This window comes from Arthrobacter sp. 179 (genome assembly GCF_052379645.1).
Taxonomy (GTDB): Bacteria; Actinomycetota; Actinomycetes; order Actinomycetales; family Micrococcaceae; genus Arthrobacter_H.
The window spans coordinates 106,715-126,532 of sequence record NZ_JBQSYU010000008.1 but is presented as its reverse complement, the minus strand read 5'-3'; the positions used below and the strand labels follow the sequence as shown (position 1 = coordinate 126,532).

General features: G+C 64.4%; 18 protein-coding genes. 7 read left to right on the top strand and 11 right to left on the bottom strand.

Features of this window, described 5'->3' with window-relative positions; all coding sequences use genetic code 11:
• The 6 genes from ACT3UE_RS07445 to ACT3UE_RS07420 form a co-directional block, all read left to right on the top strand.
• The coding region (locus ACT3UE_RS07445; RefSeq protein WP_444566496.1) for an ABC transporter substrate-binding protein at window positions 1-846 on the top strand (846 nt) is incomplete at its 5' end.
• 78 nt (window positions 847-924) lie between these two features.
• Window positions 925-2,418, top strand: coding sequence for a malate:quinone oxidoreductase (locus ACT3UE_RS07440; RefSeq protein WP_245806665.1), 1,494 nt, complete (start codon window positions 925-927; stop codon window positions 2,416-2,418).
• Window positions 2,419-2,606: 188 nt separating this feature from the next.
• A complete protein-coding gene (locus ACT3UE_RS07435; RefSeq protein WP_444566495.1) occupies window positions 2,607-3,752 on the top strand; it encodes an LLM class flavin-dependent oxidoreductase in 1,146 nt (381 codons plus the stop codon).
• On the top strand, window positions 3,745-4,200 hold the full coding sequence (locus tag ACT3UE_RS07430) for a MarR family winged helix-turn-helix transcriptional regulator (RefSeq protein WP_444566494.1): 456 nt from the start codon (window positions 3,745-3,747) through the stop codon (window positions 4,198-4,200). The genes ACT3UE_RS07435 and ACT3UE_RS07430 overlap by 8 nt, the downstream gene beginning before the upstream one ends.
• 53 nt (window positions 4,201-4,253) lie before the next feature.
• Window positions 4,254-5,900 carry an ABC-F family ATP-binding cassette domain-containing protein gene (locus tag ACT3UE_RS07425; protein WP_444566493.1) on the top strand — a complete coding sequence of 549 codons (1,647 nt, stop codon included), beginning with the start codon at window positions 4,254-4,256 and terminating at the stop codon, window positions 5,898-5,900.
• 28 nt (window positions 5,901-5,928) lie between these two features.
• Window positions 5,929-7,836 carry a hypothetical protein gene (locus tag ACT3UE_RS07420; RefSeq protein WP_086998518.1) on the top strand — a complete coding sequence of 636 codons (1,908 nt, stop codon included), beginning with the start codon at window positions 5,929-5,931 and terminating at the stop codon, window positions 7,834-7,836.
• A gap of 25 nt (window positions 7,837-7,861) precedes the next feature.
• Here the strand turns inward: ACT3UE_RS07420 and ACT3UE_RS07415 are convergent, their stop codons facing one another.
• From ACT3UE_RS07415 to ACT3UE_RS07390, 6 genes are all read right to left on the bottom strand, one after another.
• Window positions 7,862-8,089 (bottom strand): hypothetical protein, encoded by a 228-nt coding sequence (locus ACT3UE_RS07415; RefSeq protein ID WP_086998515.1) that lies wholly within the window; start codon window positions 8,087-8,089, stop codon window positions 7,862-7,864.
• Window positions 8,090-8,203: 114 nt separating this feature from the next.
• Window positions 8,204-9,394, bottom strand: coding sequence for a cysteine desulfurase family protein (locus ACT3UE_RS07410; RefSeq protein WP_444566492.1), 1,191 nt, complete (start codon window positions 9,392-9,394; stop codon window positions 8,204-8,206).
• Window positions 9,391-10,302 (bottom strand): carboxylating nicotinate-nucleotide diphosphorylase, encoded by a 912-nt coding sequence (nadC, locus tag ACT3UE_RS07405; RefSeq protein WP_443390508.1) that lies wholly within the window; start codon window positions 10,300-10,302, stop codon window positions 9,391-9,393. The genes ACT3UE_RS07410 and nadC overlap by 4 nt, the downstream gene beginning before the upstream one ends.
• A 67-nt stretch (window positions 10,303-10,369) precedes the next feature.
• Entirely contained in the window at window positions 10,370-12,031 is a 1,662-nt protein-coding gene (gene nadB / locus ACT3UE_RS07400) for an L-aspartate oxidase (protein WP_443390498.1), read from the bottom strand.
• Window positions 12,028-13,311: a quinolinate synthase NadA gene (gene nadA / locus ACT3UE_RS07395; protein ID WP_444566491.1), complete on the bottom strand. Its 1,284-nt coding sequence runs from the start codon at window positions 13,309-13,311 to the stop codon at window positions 12,028-12,030. The genes nadB and nadA overlap by 4 nt, the downstream gene beginning before the upstream one ends.
• Window positions 13,308-14,060: an NUDIX hydrolase gene (locus tag ACT3UE_RS07390; protein WP_444566490.1), complete on the bottom strand. Its 753-nt coding sequence runs from the start codon at window positions 14,058-14,060 to the stop codon at window positions 13,308-13,310. Before ACT3UE_RS07390 ends, nadA begins: the two co-directional genes overlap by 4 nt.
• 331 nt (window positions 14,061-14,391) lie before the next feature.
• Here ACT3UE_RS07390 and ACT3UE_RS07385 point away from each other — a divergent pair, with 331 nt between their 5' ends.
• Window positions 14,392-15,648 (top strand): hypothetical protein, encoded by a 1,257-nt coding sequence (locus ACT3UE_RS07385; RefSeq protein ID WP_444566489.1) that lies wholly within the window; start codon window positions 14,392-14,394, stop codon window positions 15,646-15,648.
• A 141-nt stretch (window positions 15,649-15,789) separates the two neighbouring features.
• On the opposite strand, the gene ACT3UE_RS07380 is transcribed toward ACT3UE_RS07385, so the two are convergent.
• From ACT3UE_RS07380 to ACT3UE_RS07360, 5 genes are all read right to left on the bottom strand, one after another.
• A complete protein-coding gene (locus tag ACT3UE_RS07380) occupies window positions 15,790-16,041 on the bottom strand; it encodes a hypothetical protein (protein WP_444566488.1) in 252 nt (83 codons plus the stop codon).
• Window positions 16,042-16,228: 187 nt separating this feature from the next.
• Window positions 16,229-16,504, bottom strand: a complete 276-nt coding sequence (locus ACT3UE_RS07375) for a hypothetical protein (RefSeq protein WP_444566487.1) — start codon at window positions 16,502-16,504, stop codon at window positions 16,229-16,231.
• Between the two features lie 123 nt (window positions 16,505-16,627).
• The gene (locus tag ACT3UE_RS07370) at window positions 16,628-17,434 is read right to left on the bottom strand and encodes an energy-coupling factor transporter transmembrane component T family protein (RefSeq protein ID WP_444566486.1); all 807 of its coding nucleotides are present in this window, start codon (window positions 17,432-17,434) and stop codon (window positions 16,628-16,630) included.
• On the bottom strand, window positions 17,431-19,110 hold the full coding sequence (locus tag ACT3UE_RS07365; RefSeq protein WP_444566485.1) for an ABC transporter ATP-binding protein: 1,680 nt from the start codon (window positions 19,108-19,110) through the stop codon (window positions 17,431-17,433). The genes ACT3UE_RS07370 and ACT3UE_RS07365 overlap by 4 nt, the downstream gene beginning before the upstream one ends.
• A 41-nt stretch (window positions 19,111-19,151) precedes the next feature.
• Window positions 19,152-19,784 (bottom strand): ECF transporter S component, encoded by a 633-nt coding sequence (locus ACT3UE_RS07360; protein WP_443390490.1) that lies wholly within the window; start codon window positions 19,782-19,784, stop codon window positions 19,152-19,154.
• Between the last annotated feature and the right edge of the window lie 34 nt (window positions 19,785-19,818).

Below are 19,818 nucleotides of genomic sequence, written 5' to 3'. Positions count from 1 at the left end.
TCCTCGCGTTTGCAGTCCCTGCGGAGGCAGAAGATCGCCGCCTATGACATGGTCACCGTCGGCGAGTTGCGTGAGCTTGTTCGTGAGGGCCAGCAGATCCTGCAGCGTGACCCGTTCTCCATCCTGTATTTGGGGATGAACCAGTCCAACCCCTTGCTGGCGGATCGAAAGATCCGTCAAGCAGTGGCGCACGCCGTGAACCGGCAAGAGCTCATCCAAAAGTTTTTCATCTCCGGGACGAAGGAAGCACGGAGTTTCGTACCGCCGAGCCTCGGGGTGCCCGACGGCCAGACCTACTTCGGCTATGACGTCCCCAAGGCCAAATCCTTGCTGAAGAGCTCCTCATACGACGGCGAGCCGATCCCCTTCACCTATCCGTTGAATGTCACCCGCGCCTACCTGCCGATGCCCGAACGGATCTATGCCGAAATCAGCGCTCAGTTGACCGCCGTAGGTTTCAACATCAAGCCGTACCCGATCGATTGGGAAGACGGCTATATGGACAATGTCGTCAACGGACGGCGTCCCGGCTTCCACCTGTTGGGCTGGAACGGCGGCTACCGGGATCCGGACAACTTCATCGGTACCCTCTTTGGCACCACGTCACCGGAATTCGGTTACGACGCCCCGAAGGTGCGCGCAAAGATCGTCAAGGCGCGTTCGATGCCCAACGGGGACCCACGGGCCACCACCTATCAGCAGATCGGCGAGCAGCTGGCGAAAGATCTGCCCGCCCTTCCGCTGGCTTACCCGATTTCCGCCGTCGCGGCCGACGATTCGGTCATGCATTACCCCACCAGTCCCACCCTGGACGAGCCCTTTGACCGGGTGAGGCTCGCCACCTAGGGCGGCTCAGGGAACCCCCTGATTTCATGGCGGTGATCTGACCGCGCTAACCTTGGCTTAAGCCACCAGAGTCGTCGGATGGAGAATCCTGTGCCGAGCCAAACCACCTCATCGAACGTTGATATTGCCCTGATCGGCGGTGGGGTCATGAGTGCAACGCTGGGAACGCTCATCAAACAGCTGGAACCCAGCTGGGATATCGCCCTGTTCGAGAACCTTGATCAGGCGGGCCAGGAAGCCTCCGACCCGTGGAATAACGCGGGTACCGGCCACTCGGCACTGTGCGAACTGAACTACTCCCCACTCGGCGCCGATGGCAAGGTCAACCCCGCCAAGGCAGTGGGCATCAACGAACAGTGGCAGGTCTCCCGCCAGTTCTACTCCCATCTGGTGGACCAGAAGCGGATTTCCACTCCCAGCTCCTTCATCAACCCGCTGCCGCATATGAGCTTCGTCCACGGCTCCGACAGCGCCGACTACCTCCAGAAGCGTTACGACTCGCTGCGCACCCAGCCGCTCTTTGAGCAGATGGAGCATACCGAGGATCTCGCCACCATCGCCGAATGGGCTCCGCTCGTGGCCGAAGGCCGCAACCCCGGCGAACGGGTTTCCGCTTCCCGAGTTCTGGGCGGCACCGACGTCGACTTCGGCTCGCTGACCCGCCAGCTGGTTGCCAACTTGGGTGAGGACGGGGTCGATCTGAACTTTGGCCATAAGGTCACCGGGCTGGAACGCAACGGCGCCGGCTGGACGCTGACCGTGAAGAACAGGGCCACCGGGGACAAGCAGACCGTGAACGCAAAGTTTGTGTTCGTCGGTGCCGGTGGCGGCGCCCTGCACCTGCTCCAGGCCGCCGGCATCCCCGAGGCCCATGGCTTCGGTGGTTTCCCGGTCTCCGGACAGTTCCTGCGCAGCACCAACGAAGATGTCATTTCCCGCCATCATGCCAAGGTCTACGGCCAGGCGTCCGTGGGCGCCCCGCCGATGTCTGTCCCACACCTGGACACGCGCTTCGTCAACGGCAAGCGTTCGCTCATGTTCGGCCCGTACGGCGGATTCTCACCCAAGTTCTTGAAGTCGGGTTCCTACCTGGACCTGGTCGCCTCGGTTCGTCCCGGTAACCTCATCCCGATGCTCGCCGTTGCCAAGGACAACCTCGGCCTGGTGAAGTACCTGGTCACCGAGGTCCTCAAGAGCCGCGAGGCCAAGAACGAGGCCCTGCGCGAGTACTACCCCAATGCCTCGGGAGACGGCTGGGAACTGATCACCGCCGGCCAGCGCGTACAGGTCATCAAGAAGGATAAGAAGCGTGGCGGTATCCTGCAGTTCGGTACCGAAGTCATCACCAGTGCCGACGGCTCGATCTCGGGGCTGTTGGGCGCCTCCCCGGGCGCTTCGACCGCTGCACCGATCATGATCGAGGTCCTGCGTCGCTGCTTCCCGCAGAACTTCGCCGGCTGGGAATCCAAGCTCACCGAGATCGTCCCCAGCTTCGGGGTCAAGCTCAACGAGAACCCCGACCTGCTCGCCGAGGTCACCGCGGCAACGAATAAGTCGCTCGCGCTCACATAGGTTGTCGGTGTTTTCAACGGTGGGACGGGTCAGACCCGTCCCACCGTTCGTTAACGGCAGACCCTTTCACCGCGTCGCCACACCATCGGGCCCCGGGACACGGGAATACCCAAGAGATGACTGATGTTCTTATATGCAAATGCATATATCTTCTGACATACTGAAGGTCGGATCCACGAAGGAGCACCATGGAAATCGGCGTCTTTTCGGTTAGTGACATCACGGCCGACCCCACCACCGGTCAGCTGCCGACCGAGCATGAACGCATTACCGCGATGGTGGCGATCGCGCGGAAGGTCGAAGAGATCGGGATGGATGTCTTCGCCATCGGCGAGCATCACAACCCACCGTTCTTCTCGTCTTCGCCCACCACCGAGCTGGCCTATATTGCCGCCCACACCGAACACATCACCCTCTCCACGGCCACGACGCTGATCACCACCAACGATCCGGTGAAGATTGCCGAAGATTTCGCGATGCTCCAACATCTATCCGGAGGCCGCACGGATCTGGTCCTGGGGCGAGGGAACACCGCCCCGGTCTATCCCTGGTTCGGGAAGAGCTCGGCGGATGCGGTGGAACTGACCGTGGAGAACTACCACCTGCTGCGCCGGCTCTGGGACGAAGAGAACGTTTCCTGGTCCGGTAAGCACCGCACGGCGCTACAGAACTTCACCTCCACTCCCCGCCCGTTGGATTCCGTTGCCCCCTTCGTCTGGCACGGTTCGATCCGCACACCCGAGGTTGCCGAAATTGCCGCCTATTACGGTGACGGGTTCTTCGCCAACAACATCTTCTGGCCCAAGGAGCACTACCAGGAACTGATCGGCCTCTACCGTCAGCGCTTCGAACACTATGGTCATGGCCGGGCCGATCAGGCCTATGTGGGTCTCGGCGGTCAGTTCTACCTGGCAGAGAACTCCCAGGATGCCGTGGCACAGTTCCGTCCCTACTTCGACAACGCCCCGGTTTATGGCCATGGGCCCTCCCTGGAGGACTTCACGTCCCAGACCCCGCTGACCGTGGGCAGCCCGCAGCAAATGATCGAGAAGACGCTCACGTTCCAGGAGTACTTCGGGGACTACCACCGTCAGCTCTTCCTCGTCGATCACGCCGGCCTGCCGCTGAAAACCGTGCTGAACCAGTTGGACCTGTTCGGCGAACGGGTGCTGCCCGAGCTGCGTGCCGAATACGCCAAACGCAAACCCGCAGACCACCCCGAACCCCCGACCCACGCCAACCTGCTGGCTGCTCGGCGGGCAGGCATCAAGCCGGCCACCGCCCGCAACGAGGTCCCGGTGCCTGAGAAGACCCCCGAGGAGTCCCATGTCTAGGCCCGCCACCCTCCGTGAGACCACCCAGGCCTGGGAGTCCTTGTTCCGGGCCCAGGTGACCATCATGCGACGACTCCAACGCCATCCGGCGTTCAAACGGTTGACGATGCGCGAATACGACGTGCTGGTCACCCTCGAACGCTGCCCCGAGGGTGGGATCCGTTTGGGTGAGCTCAACGAGAACGTCCTGCTCAGCCAGCCGAGCCTGAGCCGGATGGTTGACCGGCTCGAGGCCAAGGGTTTCATCGCCCGTGCCGCCGACCCGCAGGACCAGCGCGCGATGCGGCTCTGGCTGACCGAGGCCGGCAGCACCATCCAACGCGAGATCGGCCGCGAACATGTCCGCCATATCCACGAGGTGTTGGGCTCCGCCCTGGACGTGACCCAATTCGCGGAACTGACCCGGCTGACCCGCAAACTCGGCGCCTCGGTCCAGGCCAGGGACTGAGGGCTGGCGGCGACCGGTCGGGACCGGGGGTGAAGCGTCCCTAGAATGGTGGGATGAGCGCCCACCTCGTGGCCAAGGACCTCTCCGGAGGCCATGCCCACCGCACCCTGTTTTCGGATCTGAACTTCACCGTTGCGCCCGGCGACGTGGTGGGGGTGGTCGGCGCCAACGGGGCCGGTAAATCCACGCTGCTGCGTCTGCTCGCCGGCCTCGACACTCCCCAGGGCGGATCGGTGGCCGCATCCCCGCAGGGGGCCTTCATTGGCTGGCTGCCCCAGGAGCACGAACGCCTCCGGGGCGAAAGCATCTCCGCCTATCTGGCCCGACGGACCGGTTGTGCACAGGCCACCGCGGACATGGAATCCAGTGCAGAGGCACTCGGTTCCGGCATCCGCGGCGCCGACGACGCGTACTCCGCGGCCTTCGACCATTGGATGGCGTCCGGCGCCGCCGATCTCGAGGACCGAATCGCCCCGGTGCTGGCCGAACTGGGCCTGCTGGTGGACCCCACGACCTTGATGACGTCGCTCTCCGGCGGTCAGGCGGCACGAGTAGGGCTGGCGGCGCTACTGCTGAGCCGCTTCGACCTGGTGCTCCTCGACGAACCCACCAACGACCTGGACCTGGCCGGGCTGGAACGGTTGGAAGCCTTCGTGCGGGGGCTGCGCACCGGCGTCGTGCTGGTGTCCCACGACCGCGAATTCCTCTCCCGCTGTGTGACCCGGATCGTGGAACTGGATCTGCCGCAGCAGAAGGTCTCGGTCTACGACGGCGGCTATGACGCCTATCTCGCCGAACGCGAGGTCGCCCGCCGTCATGCCCGCGAAGCCTACGACGAGTTCGCCGAGAAGAAGTCGGATCTGGTCTCCCGGGCCAGGACCCAACGCGAATGGTCCTCCCAGGGGGTACGCAATGCGATGCGCAAGGCACCCGACAACGACAAGATTCGTCGTCGGGCCAGCGCCGAGTCGTCGGAGAAGCAGGCGCAGAAGGTCAGACAGATGGAGTCGCGCATCGCCCGGCTGGACGAGGTGGAGGAGCCGCGCAAGGAATGGGTGCTGCAGTTCTCCATCGGCGCCGCCCCCCGCTCCTCCTCGGTGGTGGCCACGCTCAACGACGTGGTACTCACCCAGGGGTCCTTCACCTTCGGGCCGGCCTCGCTCCAGGTCAATGCCGGGGACCGGATCGGTATCACCGGGCCCAACGGTGCAGGAAAGTCCACACTGTTGCGCCTGCTCTTGGGATCCACCGCCCCCGAGTCGGGGACGGCGTCGCTGGGTGCCAGCGTGGCGATCGGCGAAATCGACCAGGCCCGCGGGCAGCTGGACGAGTCCCTGGACTTGGGGGCAGCCTTCGAACGGGTGGTCCCGGAGATGGGGTCCGGGCAGATCAGGACCCTCCTGGCCAAATTCGGTTTAAAGGCCGATCAGACGGCCAGCCTGGTGGGCGACCTCTCCCCCGGCGAAAGGACCCGGGCGTCACTGGCACTCCTGCAGGCCCGCGGGGTGAACCTGCTGGTCCTGGACGAACCGACCAACCATCTGGACCTGGCAGCCATCGAACAACTCGAGGAGGCGTTGGAGTCCTACAGCGGGGCGCTCCTGCTGGTCACCCACGACCGCCGGCTCCTGGAGAACGTGAGTCTGGACCAACGCTGGAGCGTGGAGAACGGGCGGGTCGGCGTCGAAGTCGCCCGCTAGCCTGCGTGCCAGCGGATAGCATGAAGGGGTGATCTCTCCCGACGCAGGACTGCAAAGCCCCAACGCCGCACAAGCTCCGACCAGCACGACCGGCACGACCCCGGATCGTACTGAATTTCGGGCGCCGGTCCTCCTGCGGGGACGAATTCCCCATCTGCCCGGCCTCACGCGTGCCGGCGATTTCCTCGCCCTCCTCACCCCGCAGCCCGTGGCGCAGGTCGGCCCTCGGTCGTTCTCCTTGGATGGCGCCGCGATCTGCGGCGAACGGGTGTTGATCAATAGCTCCGACGTGGCGGCAGTGATCCCGGGCTCAGTTGTCTCGGGTGACGCGACGAGTCTGGCCAACTGGTGGTCAACCAACATCGCGAACCCCTCATGTTTGTTCATGATCGACGAGCACACGCAAGAGGCCTTATGTCTTCCGGACCCCCTCGGCGGTTCGCTGGTCTTCCACTATTCAGCGGGAGGTACCGAATTCATCTCGAGTGACATCGTTTCACTGATCCGCGCTGCCAATGCTGCCGGCAGCTTTCCCTCCAAGAGCGTCGATTATCAGCTCGAACGCCTCGTGCTCGGCAACGGTGGCCTGACCCCCTCCAGCTACGACGGTGTCGACAGGCTCGACCTCTTCACCTATTGGGAGTTGGACCCCAGCGGCGCCCGGAGGCGCGAGTATGCGTTGGCCGAAGAGATGCGTAGCCCGGAAGTGTCCTACGTTCAGGGGCTTGAACGCGTCCGCAGGCGTGTTCTGGAATCTGTCGTGGCCATTTCCAAAATGCCCAGCGAGTTCCGCGTCGCCCACCTCACCGGTGGTTTCGATTCACGGCTCGTCCTGGCGGCCATGGTCGAGGCCGGTTGCACTGACCGATTCAGCTTCTTCTGCTCCGGGCCGGAGGGCACGACAGATCGGCAAATTGCCGATGGACTCGCTGGGGTCTTCAACCTCCAGCGGACGCTCAATGGAGGCCTCACCGCGGCGCCGGCCTCCGGCGTTCATGAACGGTTGCTGGCCCCCTTGTTCTACAGCGGTGGCATGACCTCCACCGGACCGACGGGTCGTGAACTAACTTCCTCGGTGGTCGCCGCAGGCGGCGGCTATGGGGAAGTACTCAGGACGTTCTACGGGCCCCGATTCAGGAATCTTGACGAGAGTGGATTCACGGGACTCGATTTGATGAATAGCATGGTCCCCCACGTTCCAGACCGGAAGAAGATCTATACCAGTGCGGCGGAGAAAAGCATCGGCACCCGCCTGCACCAAGAGTGGATGAAACTGTCGACCAGTGGTGTACCCACCGATTTCATCGGCGACGCGATGTACTCCCAAGTACGGAACCGCTACCACATCGGGCAGAATTCGGTTCTGTGGAGCCGGATTGGATCACGTCTGGACCCGCTCTACTCCGTGGATGCCTACCGGCTGGCCAGTTCGATCCCGTTAGAGGCCCGAGAAGCAAACGTGATCGGCTTCGACCTCATGGATACTTTCGCCGGTGATCTCAAGGCATATCCCTTCGACAGGAACAGGTTTTCCTCGGCCTACGGTTCCATGCGCCGCGTCCCGTCTCCAAAGTCCTGGGGCAATGGAGCAAACCTTCGCAAGCCCACACGGTTTCAGGCACCCTTCGCGGAGGGAGACGTCCTTCCCGCTCACTTGGAAAACCTCGAGGTCCCCGAGCCAACAGTTACCGCGGAGCAGCGTAAGGAATTCGTCGCCACCGCGAATCGAATCGGCGTGAACTACTGGCAGGTATCGACTCTGACCGCAGCGCAGAAAGCTCTGAGTACCGCTATGGAAAAGAACGATAGCACCCAGTTCACGGACGCCTTGGATGGTGAATACCTCACGAAATTGGCCACGACAAAGCTGGCCAGACGCCAAGAGATCCGTGACGTCTACTCGGCCTTGGGCCTAATGGCTTGGCTGAGCAGCTGATCCGCCCGGTAGGCGCCGCCAGCGGTTAGTAGTGTCCCGGGTGGCGGCGCTTGGTCATCCCGATGACCCCGAAGATCACCATGACGAGACCGACAATAACGCCGAGCCAGAGCGGGGTATGGGTCTGGTCCACGAAGGGGTTCTGCACCAGCACTGCTGAGATCCCGTAGATCGCCATGATCACGATTCCCAGCACAAACCAGACGATGCCCGTGCGGTCACGGCTCTTCGTTGTCGTATTATTCGTTGCCATGGCAGGCTCCCTTCCACCAGTGGAAGAGGCGGCCGGCTGATCCGGGAGTCTCTTCGTCATGCCATTCGGAGCCGTCACCGCACCTAGGGTGCGGTGACGGTCGATACTTTTAAACTACGCCTCCGAGGTGGGTGCGGCAACGTGGGGGCCTGCGTCGGTCACCGTTTGCACCGCCGCGATGACGGCGCGGGCCGCTGTGGTCAGTTGCACCTCGGTGGTCTCGGCCGTGAAGCTCAACCGGACGGCGGTGCGGGCCAGATCGGGGTCCAGCCCCAACCCCAGCAGAACCGGTGAGGGTTCGGCGGATCCGGCGGCGCAGGCCGACCCCGAGGAACAGATGATGCCGCGCCGTTCCAGTTCCAGCAGGACCGTTTCCCCGTTGGCCCCGGGGAAGGTGAAGGAGACGATGCCCGGCACCCGCTGCTGGCGGTCTCCGGTGAGCACCGCGGTCTCCTCCCCGGGGCGCCTTCCGGTGTTGAGCCCTTCCAAGACGGTGTCGATCAGATAGTTTGCCTTGGCTCGGGAGTCCTCGAAGCCCGCCACCGCCTCGGTGGCCAACCGTAGTGCGGTAGCCGTGGACACGGCGCCGGCCACGTTTTCGGTTCCCGAACGGCGTCCGCGTTCCTGCCCGCCACCGTGCAGTCCCGGTTCCACGGCCAGTTTCCCGCGGATCATGGCCAGCCCGGCCCCCTTCATCCCCCCGAGCTTATGACCCGAAATGCTGAGGGCGTCCAGGTGTGTGGCCAGTTCGACAAGGGGCAACCAGCTGGCGGCCTGGACGACGTCGCTATGCATCAGCGCTCCGACGGCTCGGGCGGCGGCCGAAATCTCGGCCAGGGGTTGGATGGTCCCGATTTCGTTATTGACCGCCATGACTGTGACCAGCGTCGTGTCCTCGCGCAGCAGCCCCGAGAGCACCGCGGGATCCACCAGGCCCTCGGAACCCACGGGGACGACGTCGATGCTGAACCCGTGGTGACGGCGCAGGTAGTCGCAGGCTTCACGAACCGAGGAATGTTCGATGGCGGAGCGCACCACGTGTCTGCCGCGCGGGTTGGCCAGGGCCAGACCAATGATCGCCAGGTTGTTCGCCTCGGTGCCGCCCGAGGTGAACACGATGTCCCCGGTGCGCACCCCCAGGGTGCTGGCCGCCGTCGTGCGGGCATAGGTCAGGGCCCGGGCAGCGGTCTCCCCGAGAGAGTGGGTGCTGGAGGGGTTACCGAAATCGCGGGCCATCAGCGGCCAGATCAGTTCGAGGATTTCCTGCTTCACCGGTGTGGTGGCTGCGGCGTCGAGGTAGATCACGTCCGCACCGTTCCCTGCCCCGCCACGGCGTCGGTAGCGGCGGTGGTGGCTGCGGCGCCGCCGATGCGGACATCGAGCCCCAGGTCCAGGGACCTGACCGAATGGGTGAGCGCACCGGAGGAGATGACGTCGACCCCGGTGGCTGCCAGTTCGGCGACGGTTTCCAACGTGACGTTCCCCGAGGCCTCCACATAGGCGGCACCGTTGATGCGGCGGACCCCTTCGATGAGGTCGGCCGGGGTGAAGTTATCGAGCATGATGGTATCCACCGCGGCGTTCAGCACCGCGTCGAGCTGGTCGAGCCCATCAATTTCCACCTCGAAGTGCACCGTATGCCCCAGTCGGGCACGGGCCGCACGCAGGGCCGCCGTCAGCTCGGCACCGGTACCCAGCAGGGCCAGATGGTTGTCCTTGGCCATCACTGCCTCGGAGAGCGACCCACGGTGGTTATGCCCACCGCCGCAACGCACCGCATAGCGTTCCAGGGCGCGCAGCCCGGGGGTGGTTTTGCGGGTGTCGGCGATCCTCGCGGACGTCCCTACGGCGGCGTCGACGAAGGCTCGGGTGAGGGTGGCGATCCCCGAGAGGCGTTGGAGCAGGTTCAACGCGACGCGTTCACCGGCAAGCACCGAACGGGCCGACCCACTGACGGTGGCCAGGACGTCTCCGGCGGCAAAGGGCTGCCCATCGGCGAGCGCGAGGTCCACGGTGAGGGCCGGGTCGGTCAAGACCATGGTGGTGGCGAAGACCCCCAGGCCGCTGGCAATGCCCGGTTCCCTGGCGATCACGTCGGCGGTTGCCGTGGCATCTGCGGGCAGCAGGACATTACCGGTCAGGTCGCCGGTGGGGTTGTCTTCGGCGAGCGCGGCTTCGACGATGTTCTCCACGACGCGTTGCGGCACGGGCATCGGTTCGCTCACGGCGACTGAAGGGGCCGCGGGGGTGGGTCCGTGGTGCACAGTGGTCATTCGTTCCTCAGGAGTTGGGGGTGCCGGTGAGCAGCAGGTGGTTGTCCTCTGCCCCCGTGCCGGTGAAGGGTGGCGGCGGTGTCGGGGCTGCCCGGACGAAGCCGGTCCGCACCCGTGGCCCGTGGGTCACGGCATCGGGGGTATCGGTGCGGTAGTGGGCGCCGATGGAGGTGGTGCGGGCCAGGGCGGCTTCCGCGATGAGGCGCCCCACGGTGATCAGGTTGCGCAGCTCCGCCTCCTCCCGCGTGGCGGCCCCCGATCCGGCCAGGGCACCGGCCAGTGTTGTTGCGGTCTGGGACAAGCCCTCCCCGGTGCGTTCCACGCCCAGCTGGGCGGTGGCCAGGTCCTGGAGCCCTTCCCGGGTCAGCGGAACGGCCGGCGTTTCTCTACACCCCCCATCAAGTTCGAACACATATTCGAATTCGATGGGAGTGGAGGCCTGCCGGGCGTCTGAGGCCCCCAGGGTGGAGGCCGCTGCGAAGCCGTGCACGAGTGCTTCGAGCAGCGAATTGGAGGCGAGCCGGTTGGCCCCATGGGTTCCGGTGCAGGCCGTCTCCCCCGCGACCCGCAGTCCGGGGACGGTGGTGCGCCCCCTGGCATCGGCGTAGACCCCGCCCATCCAATAGTGCTGGGCCTCGGTGACCGGGACGGGTTGGACGGCCAGGTCCAGGCTTAGGGCGGCCAACCGGGTGGTGATGGAGGGGAACCTCCGGGCCAGGTACCCCCGTCCCTTCGCTGCCTCCACGGCCCGGGCGTCCAGGAACACCTGGCCACCCATGGCATAGACGTGATGAATGGCCCGGGCAACCACGTCGCGGGGAGCCAGTTCGGCCGCCGGGTGCACCTCTTCCATGAAGCGCCGCCCGTTTCCGTCAATGAGTACCGCGCCTTCTCCCCTGACGGCTTCGGAGACCATGAACCGGCCGGCGCGCACCAGGGTGGGGTGGAACTGCACGAACTCGGCATCCACCACCAGGGCTCCTGCCCTCCACGCCAAGGCGGCCCCGTCACCGGTGGCCCCCGCGGGGTTGGTGGTCCATTCATACAGTGAGCCGATCCCCCCGGTCGCCAGGAGTACGACGTCGGCCTGAACTCGGTGGCATTGCCCGGCCTGGAGGTAGTGCACCCCGGTGATGACACCGTCGTCGTCCACCAGGTCGGTGACGAAGGCGTCCTCGAGGATGCGCAGGCTCCCCTGTCCGGCCAATCGGCGGCAGACACCGATCAGGGTGGAGGCGATCACCTTCCCGGTGGAGTCTCCTCCGGCGTGCAGGATGCGGGGGTGGGTGTGGGCGGCTTCGAGCCCCAGGGCAGGGTGGTCCCCCGCGGGGTCGGCGTCGAAGGTGGTTCCCAGCCCGATCAACGCTTCGATATGCTCCCAGGCGGAGGAGCACACGGACCGCACCGCGGCCGGGTCGTTCAGCCGGGCCCCTGCGGTGAGGGTGTCCTCGATATGGCTGGCCACCTCATCCCCGCGGGATGTCCCCCGGGGTCCGACGGCGGCGATCCCACCCTGGGCGTACCAGCTGTTCGAGTCGGCCAGCGCGTCCTTGGTGAGCAGGGTGACCTGGTGGCCGTGTTCGACGGCGGTGATCGCGGCATAAAGTCCCGCGACCCCCGACCCCACGATCACCAGGTCCAAGGACTCCTTCACGGAGCGGCTGCTCATGGGCGCGCCGCCAGCATCCGTTCCAGGGCCACCCGGGCGTTGGACGCCACGGTTTCGGGGACGGAAATCTGGTTCACCACGCGTCCGGCAACGAGTTCCTCCAGGACCCAGGCGAGGTAGCCCGGGTGGATCCGGTACATCGTGGAACAGGGGCAGATCACCGGGTCGAGGCAGAAGATTTTGTGCTGCGGGTACTGGTCGGCGAGCCGGTTGACCATGTTGATCTCGGTACCGATGGCAAAGGTGGTCGGTTCGGTGGCCGCGGCGATGGCCTTCTGGATGAAGTCGGTGGATCCTGCCGAGTCGGCGGCGTCGACGACCTCCATGGGGCATTCTGGGTGGACGATGACGTTCACTCCCGGGTACTCGGCCCGCGCCTTCTCGATCTGACCGGTGTTGAACCTGCGGTGCACCGAGCAGAAACCGTGCCAGAGCAGCACCTTCGCATCCTGGAGCTCCTCGGCGGTGTTCCCGCCCAGGGGCTTGGCCGGTGACCACAGCGGCATCTGCTCCAGGGGGATGCCCATGGCCTTGGCGGTGTTCCGGCCCAGGTGCTGGTCGGGGAAGAACAGCACGCGCTGGCCGCGTTCGAACGCCCATTCCAACACGGTCGTGGCATTGGATGAGGTGCACACGATCCCGCCGTTGCGGCCGACGAAGGACTTCAGGGCCGCCGAGGAGTTCATATAGGTCACCGGAATCACCGGGATCCGTCCCGCGGCGTCGGGTTCGGTGCCGTAGAGGTCTTCGAGTTGTTCCCAGCACTCCTCCACCGAGGACTCATCGGCCATATCGGCCATCGAGCAGCCGGCGGCCAGGTTGGGCAGGATGACCTGCTGGTGGTCCTGGGAGAGGATGTCGGCGGTCTCGGCCATGAAGTGCACCCCGCAGAACACGATGTATTCGGCCCTCTCGCGGTTCAGCGCCTGGTTGGCCAGCTGGAAGGAGTCACCGATGAAGTCCGCGTACTGGACGACCTCGTCGCGTTGGTAGAAGTGCCCGAGCACCACCAACCGTTCGCCCAGGGTTTCCTTGGCGGCGCGGATGCGTGCGTCGAGTTCGGCGTCGTCCGCACTCCTGTACTTTTCCGGGATCACCCCTTGTTGCGGGGTGTCGGCCGGGGCGACGTCATCCATGGAGGAGCCGGGCCCGTAGGCGGGCAGCCCGGTATCGAGGTCCCAGGGGGACTTCACCAGATCGGTGGTGCAGACCCCCGAGTCCGCCCCGTCCCCGACAGGAGTCAGGCTCAGTTGTTGGATGGTGCTGTTGACACTGGTCATGATCTATCCCGCTGTTCTTCCGTGTTGGTGGTCTCTTGCGGTACGACGGCGACATCCCCCGCGTACCGGTACAGGCGTGGTGGGCGGTGTTTGCCCCCGTGCAGGTATTCATCGGTGGCCTCGATGCCGGAGGCTCCGCGCAGGTGGCGGCGGAAGTTCGCGGCGTCGAGGCGGCGGTCCAGGACGGCCTCGTAGACCTCCTGGACCTGGGCCAGGGTGAAGCGTGGGCCCAGGAAGCGGTGGGCGATCGAAGAGTATTCGACTTTATTCTGCAGTCGCCACAGCGCGTAGCGCACGATGTCCGCGTGGTCGAAGGCCAGCGCGTCGATCACGGCCTCGTCGCGTGCGGGGAACCAGGCGACATGGGGGTCCTTCACCAGTTGCGGCGCGTCGGGATGTTCCTCACGGACCAGGGCCCAGTAGACGATCGAGACGACCCGGTGGGCCGGGGACCTATCGAGCCCACCGAACGCGTAGAGCTGTTCGAGGTGGCTCGGGGCCAGGCCGGTGGTGGCCCGCAGGTTGCCGGCGGCGGCATCCTGCAGGGTTTGCCGGGCGCCCAGGGGACCGCCGGGCAGTGCCCATTGGCCCCTGAAGGGTTCGCGGGTCCTGCGGATCAGCGGCAGCCAGAGGGTCCGGCGTCCGGCCGGTTCCCCGTCCCGGAGTTCATCACGCAGGGCGAAGATCACCGTCGAGACGGCCAATTCCGGGCTCATGGCCTGGCGTTCGGAGACATTGGCGAACTCCATCCCTGCTCCTTCCCGAGGCTGTTAAGAGTTATTGTCGAAGTGACAATAAGTCAGCATACGTGGGTGCCCGGGCATTTCCAACACCTATGACGCGTATTTTTCCTCGGGACCCACGCCTTTTATTGACCGGCGGTTTCTTCGTCGTCAAGGATGACGTCTTCTAGGCGTACGGCGCGGAACGGTGAGATGGCCAGCAGTGCCGCGCCCACTGCAATGAACGTGGCGGCGACCCACAAGTCCCGAGGCGATCGCGATGAATAGACCTCTCGGGGCAAATCAAATATCGTCGAAAGTTCAACGAAGAATGTTCAAATAGCTACGCGGGGGCAACTTGATAGATTATGAAATACCTAACGCCAAATGGGCCGGAGTTGATCTGGTCGGCGAGTACTTCCGTCGAAGCTCCATCGTCAAGTTGATCGGCGGGCGCCCCAAAGGTGATGATTCAAAAAGGGTTGACCTTCCAGTCCATCTAGTTCCGGAACCGGACAATCCTTTCGGATCGCACGGGCAGGCTGTCAGCGCCCGCATAGATGATCAAGTTGTTGGCTACCTTTCCAACGAAGACGCCAAGAAGTGGCACCCGGAAATACACCGCATAGCTGCATCCGGAGCGGTCGCCAAAACTACGGGCAACGTGCTGGCCTACAACCGACATAAATGGGATAGGAACGGTCGAACAACACTCGAATTAGAAGTAAATATTCGTGTAGCCCTGCCCGATCCCGGACTCTTGCTTCCGCTGAACACACAAAAGTTCAACAACGTCGCAATTCTGCCGTGGGGCAATGCACTCCAAGTCACAGGAGAAGACCAGCACCTGCCGCATCTCTTCGAATACGTTCCAGCATCCGGAGAAGGCCTGGTCGTGCTGACCATGCACCACATCGAAAAAACACTCAAGAACGGATCTATCAGAGAACTCGTAGAAGTACGCCTTGACGACGAACGCGTCGGACAACTTACTGCTGCAAGTTCACTGCACTTTCTGCCGACCATTGCCCACGCTCACGACATGGATAGGACCCTCGCCGTCTGGTCCAAACTCAAGGGTTCAGGATTGGCCGTCGAACTTACGGTCCAAGGTGCCCGCGCCACTGATTTGAAAGACGACTGGCTCAGAACGATGCCATCGCTGCCCGAATTCGTTCCTGAGGCACCCTCCTATGATGTGCCAGACGCTTATGTTCCGGAAAAAGCACCAACTAAAGCCAAGCGTCCAGCAGGCCAAAAACAAATACAGTCTGAGCCCACGAGTGATGCCACTTCGATCAACGGCTTCAGACCAACCGAGGGGCCTCGGATTGAATACCTTGGAGGCCAAGAAAATAGTGCTTCCTACACGAATGGAAAGCGCCAAGTTAAGTTCGGAGATAAACAACGAAGGTTTTCTCCAGGCACCTACTCCACTGCAGCCTGGATGGTGCTCATCGCCTGCTGCCTTCTCGGTTTGATCAGCTTGGCCGGTGCGCCTATTGGACTTGTCTTTACTGCGCTCTTCGTCGGGGTCGGAGTGCTTATTTTTAGAGGGCAGAAGTTTGTTGCTGAAGCTCTTGAATCTGAGCAGGCGCAGCAGTCCTGGTCGTAGCTCCGCTCCTGGCGCACAGTCGACCGCGGGCGACCTCAGCAGGCAGCGCGACGTAGGTGCCGAAGTCCGAGACGGTGGAAGCTGCCCAGAATCGGACGAACGGCGCATGGTGGGGCAAACGGCCGGGCCCGCGTACCGCACTCATGGTTTCGAGGCTACTGCAGGGACCATCGCCCCACTCCTGAACCCCTTCAGCCCACCGGCCATCACCCGAGGCAACACCCCGGCCACCGCTGCCCTAAACCCTGCCCCTGCCTGGGTCTCGGGTTCAGTCGTGGTGGCCGATGAATCATCGTCCACCACCACGGTCGCGACGGTCCGGGGTGTCAACGAGGCGCAACCTGCCGTCGTCAGGACGCCGCCGGCAGCCGAGAACATGGGTGCGAGTTGCATGTCAGTCTCCGTGGAGACTTGGCTGCTGCGTTGGCGTCTGCCCTGCCACCACGCTAAAACGCCGCCACCTCCTGAACCAGCGAGGCGTCCTCCTGCCTTTCGGAGCAGAAACACGTGTCTGTCGAACTCGGGCACTTAGATCAGGGGTCCGGCCGGTCGACTTTTTGCTCATCAGGAGGCGAGCTCCTTAGCTGCCGAACCCGGGCTCGTATTGCCAGCCTTCGGCGAAGAAGTGTCGTTCACCCAGCGGGTGGTTCGGATGCTTCTCCAACCAGTTCTCCTGGGCGGCGAGCAATTCGGCGGTCGCCTCCCAGGTTTCACCGGTTGAGGGAGGATGCACTCCGGCGTCCCGGGCAATGGAGCGCAGTTCCTGATCCGTGTATTGGGCCAGTTCCTCGGGCCCCAGATGCCGATCCCAGAGGAATCGGGCGAGCTTCTTGGCCTTGGTCGCACGATTATTCATCGCGCGCGCACTCCTCCGGAAGGTACTGGGGTCCTGACTCATACCGTCTTCCTCTCACCGGGGCGCAAAGGATGCAGCCTACCAAGCGAAGGTAGGTAGGCCGTGCAGAGCCCGACTCCCGGTCTACTCCCAGAGAGCGGAGTACCCTCTGATCCACCCACCCGTGACACCCAGACCGAGCACCACAGCTAAAACGGTGAGCACGCCCAGAGCCATGATCCAGTCGGCTCGTTGAAGCCTGATGGGCTTCCAGATCGTTCGTGGAGCCAGCCCCAGGCCACGGGACTCCATCGACTGGGCCATGCGCTCACCCCGGCGGAGGGAGACCACCATCAGGGAGAAGCCAGCCTGGCCGAACTCCCGGATCTTGGGTCGCCGCACCCCCGGTGCCGACTCGGGAGCCCGTACGGCATGGGCCTGGCGGATCGTCTGCCAGGTGCCCGGCATGTCTTGGAGCATCTGGTAGCCGGCCAGGACGGCATGGGAGAGCCTCGGACCCAGTCTGGCCTGTTGATGCAGGCTGTCGGTCAGGGCCACGGCATCGGTGGAGAGGACGAAACCGATCGACAACACCCCCAGAACGAACGTGCGCAGGGCCAGGGAAGTCCCCAGGTTCACTCCCTCGACGCTGACCTGAAGGCCCAGAACCGTGAAGAGTTCCTCCCCCGGCCGGGTGATGGCATTGATCATGAGCATCCCGAGTGCAAACCCCAGGAACGGGATATGGGCCAGCAGCAGCATCCGGGGCGAGGGCCGGCCCCAGATCAGTACGGCGGCCAGCGCCAACGGATAGAGCAGGGCCGGGGTCAGCGGGTCGAAGACGAAGAGCAAGGCGAAGGAGACCACGAAGAGCAGGGCGAGCTTCATGGTGGGGTTGCGACGGCCCAAGGGCGTGGTCGTGACGACCCACGGAAAGGGGGCCGCGCTCACGAGGGCACCGGCATCCGTGCCGCAGCAGCCACTTCTTGATCCAGACCAGCCAGGATGTTCTTGATCTGCTCCGGACTCTTCCCGAGGCCCAGCAGCCAGTCCAGCAGCGGGGGCAGCACGATCCCTGCCCTGGCCAAGACGTCTCGGTCGCCCAGCACGTCAAAAATCGGCCCGTCGGCGATGATGGTTCCCTCGGCGATGACGATTCCCCGGTGGGCCAGGCTCGCGACACTACGCAGATCGTGGCTGGAAAACAGGATCGACTGTCCGTCGGCCGCCGCGTCCCGGAAGGCTCCCATCATCGAGATGGTGGCTTTCCGGTCCAACCCGTAGCCCGGTTCGTCTGCCAACAGGACGTTGCGTGAATGAGCGAGCATGGCCGCGACGCTGAGCCGCCGCTTTTCTCCGCCCGAGAGTCGGAAGGGGTTACTCGCGGCCAGATGCGTCAGCCGGTGTTCGGCCAGCAGGTCATCGATCTTCTCTTGGGCAGGACGCCCGTTGATGAGCGTCGGCAGTCCATGGCCAACTTCTTCTCGGACAGTGGTGGCCACGAATTGGTGTTCGGGGTTTTGGAAGACCAGTCCGGGCCGGTCCCCCGATATCGTGCCGGCTAGTGGTTGCAGCAGCCCGGCGAGCGCGAGCAACAGACTGGTCTTGCCCGTCCCGTTGGCGCCCAACAGGGCGACGATCTCCCCGGAGCGTAGTTCCAAGTCGATGCCTTCAAGTTGGGGGCTGATCATCGCGGGTTCGCGGCGTCGTTTCCGGGCAGGGATTGCCGCCCGGGTGATCGAGAGGCCTCGTGCGGAGAGGACCACGCTGTCGGTGGCCTGCGTCGGCTGCGGAACCGTTGGTTGGCCCTGGGCCCAGTGCAGCAATTCTTCGCGGACGATGGGCGAGGCCAAGCCGCCTTCTGTGCCGAACGCCGCCTGCAGCTCGGTTTCCAACGGTGTCCAGCACCCGGCGTCCACGAGCTGGCGTGCCGATTGTTCCAACACGCTCCGTGTGGGGCCGTCGGCCAGCAGGGCACCGTCGGCGTCGAGCACGATGGCCCGTCCGGGGAGCCCTGCCACGCCGTCGGCTCCCGCATACTCGTCGATGCGGTGTTCCACCAGCACCACGGCGGGGCCACGGTCGTGCACCACCCGGTCGATGGCTCGGCGCACCGATGAGATGCCTTCGGCGTCGAGCATCGAGGTGGGTTCGTCGAGCAGCAGCACCGGTGGCTCCGCGACCAGACTGGCGGCCAAGGCCACCCGTTGTCCTTGGCCGCCGGAGAGTTGCCGTGTTGACCTGTCCTTGAGGCTGGCTCCGTTGACCTGTTCCAGCGCCTCATCGATCAGACTCTCGATTTCTCGTGGGGGGACCGCATGGTTCTCCAGTGGAAGGGCGATTTCCCGCTGCACATCGGGCATGCACATCGCCGATTCGGGGTCTTGGGCCAGGACGCCGACGGTCCGCGATAATTCGGCGACGCCGGTGTGAGCGGTGTCCTGACCAGCGACGAGGACCCGGCCGGTGAACCGTGCCGCCACCGAATGCGGGATGACCCCGGTCATCAGGTTTAAAAGCGTCGACTTTCCGGCCCCCGAGGGCCCCAGGATGATGACCTGTTCGCCTGCTTCTAGACTCAAGGTCACCCGATCCAGGACCGGCGCCGGCCTTCGGGGGTAGGTCACGGTCACGTCCTGAAGCACGACTACCGGCGTACTTTCCGGTTTCATGCTCCCTCGGCGGTTGGCAGGTCCCGGCCGATGGCGTAGTTGTCCACGACGCCGGTTTTGGCCAGCGCGTTAACGGTCTTGCGGGCCAGGAGACCGCCGAGAATGAGCCCGGAGAGCAGTTGAACGATGAGCCGGATGACAAAGAAATCCTGGCCGTACCATCCGAAACGGAAGGCCGAGACGGCGAAGGCCAATCCTGCTCCGAGCAGTCCGGAGCAGGCGTAGGTGAGCCAGCTGAAGGACCGGTAGCGACGCAGGGCGAAGGGAAGTTCGCTGCCCAGACCTTGGATGGCGGCCACCAGGAAGAGCATGGGTCCTGCCGTCGAGCCGAGGAAAACGACCTCCACCCCACCGGCAATGACCTCCGCGAGGATCCCGGCGAAGGGTCGTCTGATGATGGCGACGGCGATCGGGGCGACGATCAGCCACCCGCCGAAGAGCAAGTGCGAGGAGAGGTCCCCGAGCGGGCCCAGGACCAGTGTCAGCCCGGCCGAGGCCTGGACCAGTGCCCAGTAGAGGAAGCCGAAGACGACGCCGAGGACCACGATGAGCATCAGGTCCTTCAGGTCGAAGGAAAAGCGTCGGCGCGTCAGGGACGGCGCCGTTGAAGGCGTGGTTGATGAGTGCACTGTCGTGCCCCTTCTGTTGAGTGAACAGGGCACG

What these genes read in the sequence shown, in the direction of transcription:
- ACT3UE_RS07440 (WP_245806665.1), top strand. Translation starts at nt 925, where the DNA reads ATGGAGAATCCTGTGCCGAGCCAAACCACCTCATCGAACGTTGATATT.
- ACT3UE_RS07435 (WP_444566495.1), top strand. Translation starts at nt 2,607, where the DNA reads ATGGAAATCGGCGTCTTTTCGGTTAGTGACATCACGGCCGACCCCACC.
- ACT3UE_RS07430 (WP_444566494.1), top strand. Translation starts at nt 3,745, where the DNA reads ATGTCTAGGCCCGCCACCCTCCGTGAGACCACCCAGGCCTGGGAGTCC.
- ACT3UE_RS07425 (WP_444566493.1), top strand. Translation starts at nt 4,254, where the DNA reads ATGAGCGCCCACCTCGTGGCCAAGGACCTCTCCGGAGGCCATGCCCAC.
- ACT3UE_RS07415 (WP_086998515.1), bottom strand. Translation starts at nt 8,089, where the DNA reads ATGGCAACGAATAATACGACAACGAAGAGCCGTGACCGCACGGGCATC.
- nadC (WP_443390508.1), bottom strand. Translation starts at nt 10,302, where the DNA reads ATGCCCGTGCCGCAACGCGTCGTGGAGAACATCGTCGAAGCCGCGCTC.
- nadB (WP_443390498.1), bottom strand. Translation starts at nt 12,031, where the DNA reads ATGAGCAGCCGCTCCGTGAAGGAGTCCTTGGACCTGGTGATCGTGGGG.
- nadA (WP_444566491.1), bottom strand. Translation starts at nt 13,311, where the DNA reads ATGACCAGTGTCAACAGCACCATCCAACAACTGAGCCTGACTCCTGTC.
- ACT3UE_RS07390 (WP_444566490.1), bottom strand. Translation starts at nt 14,060, where the DNA reads ATGGAGTTCGCCAATGTCTCCGAACGCCAGGCCATGAGCCCGGAATTG.
- ACT3UE_RS07380 (WP_444566488.1), bottom strand. Translation starts at nt 16,041, where the DNA reads ATGCAACTCGCACCCATGTTCTCGGCTGCCGGCGGCGTCCTGACGACG.
- ACT3UE_RS07375 (WP_444566487.1), bottom strand. Translation starts at nt 16,504, where the DNA reads ATGAATAATCGTGCGACCAAGGCCAAGAAGCTCGCCCGATTCCTCTGG.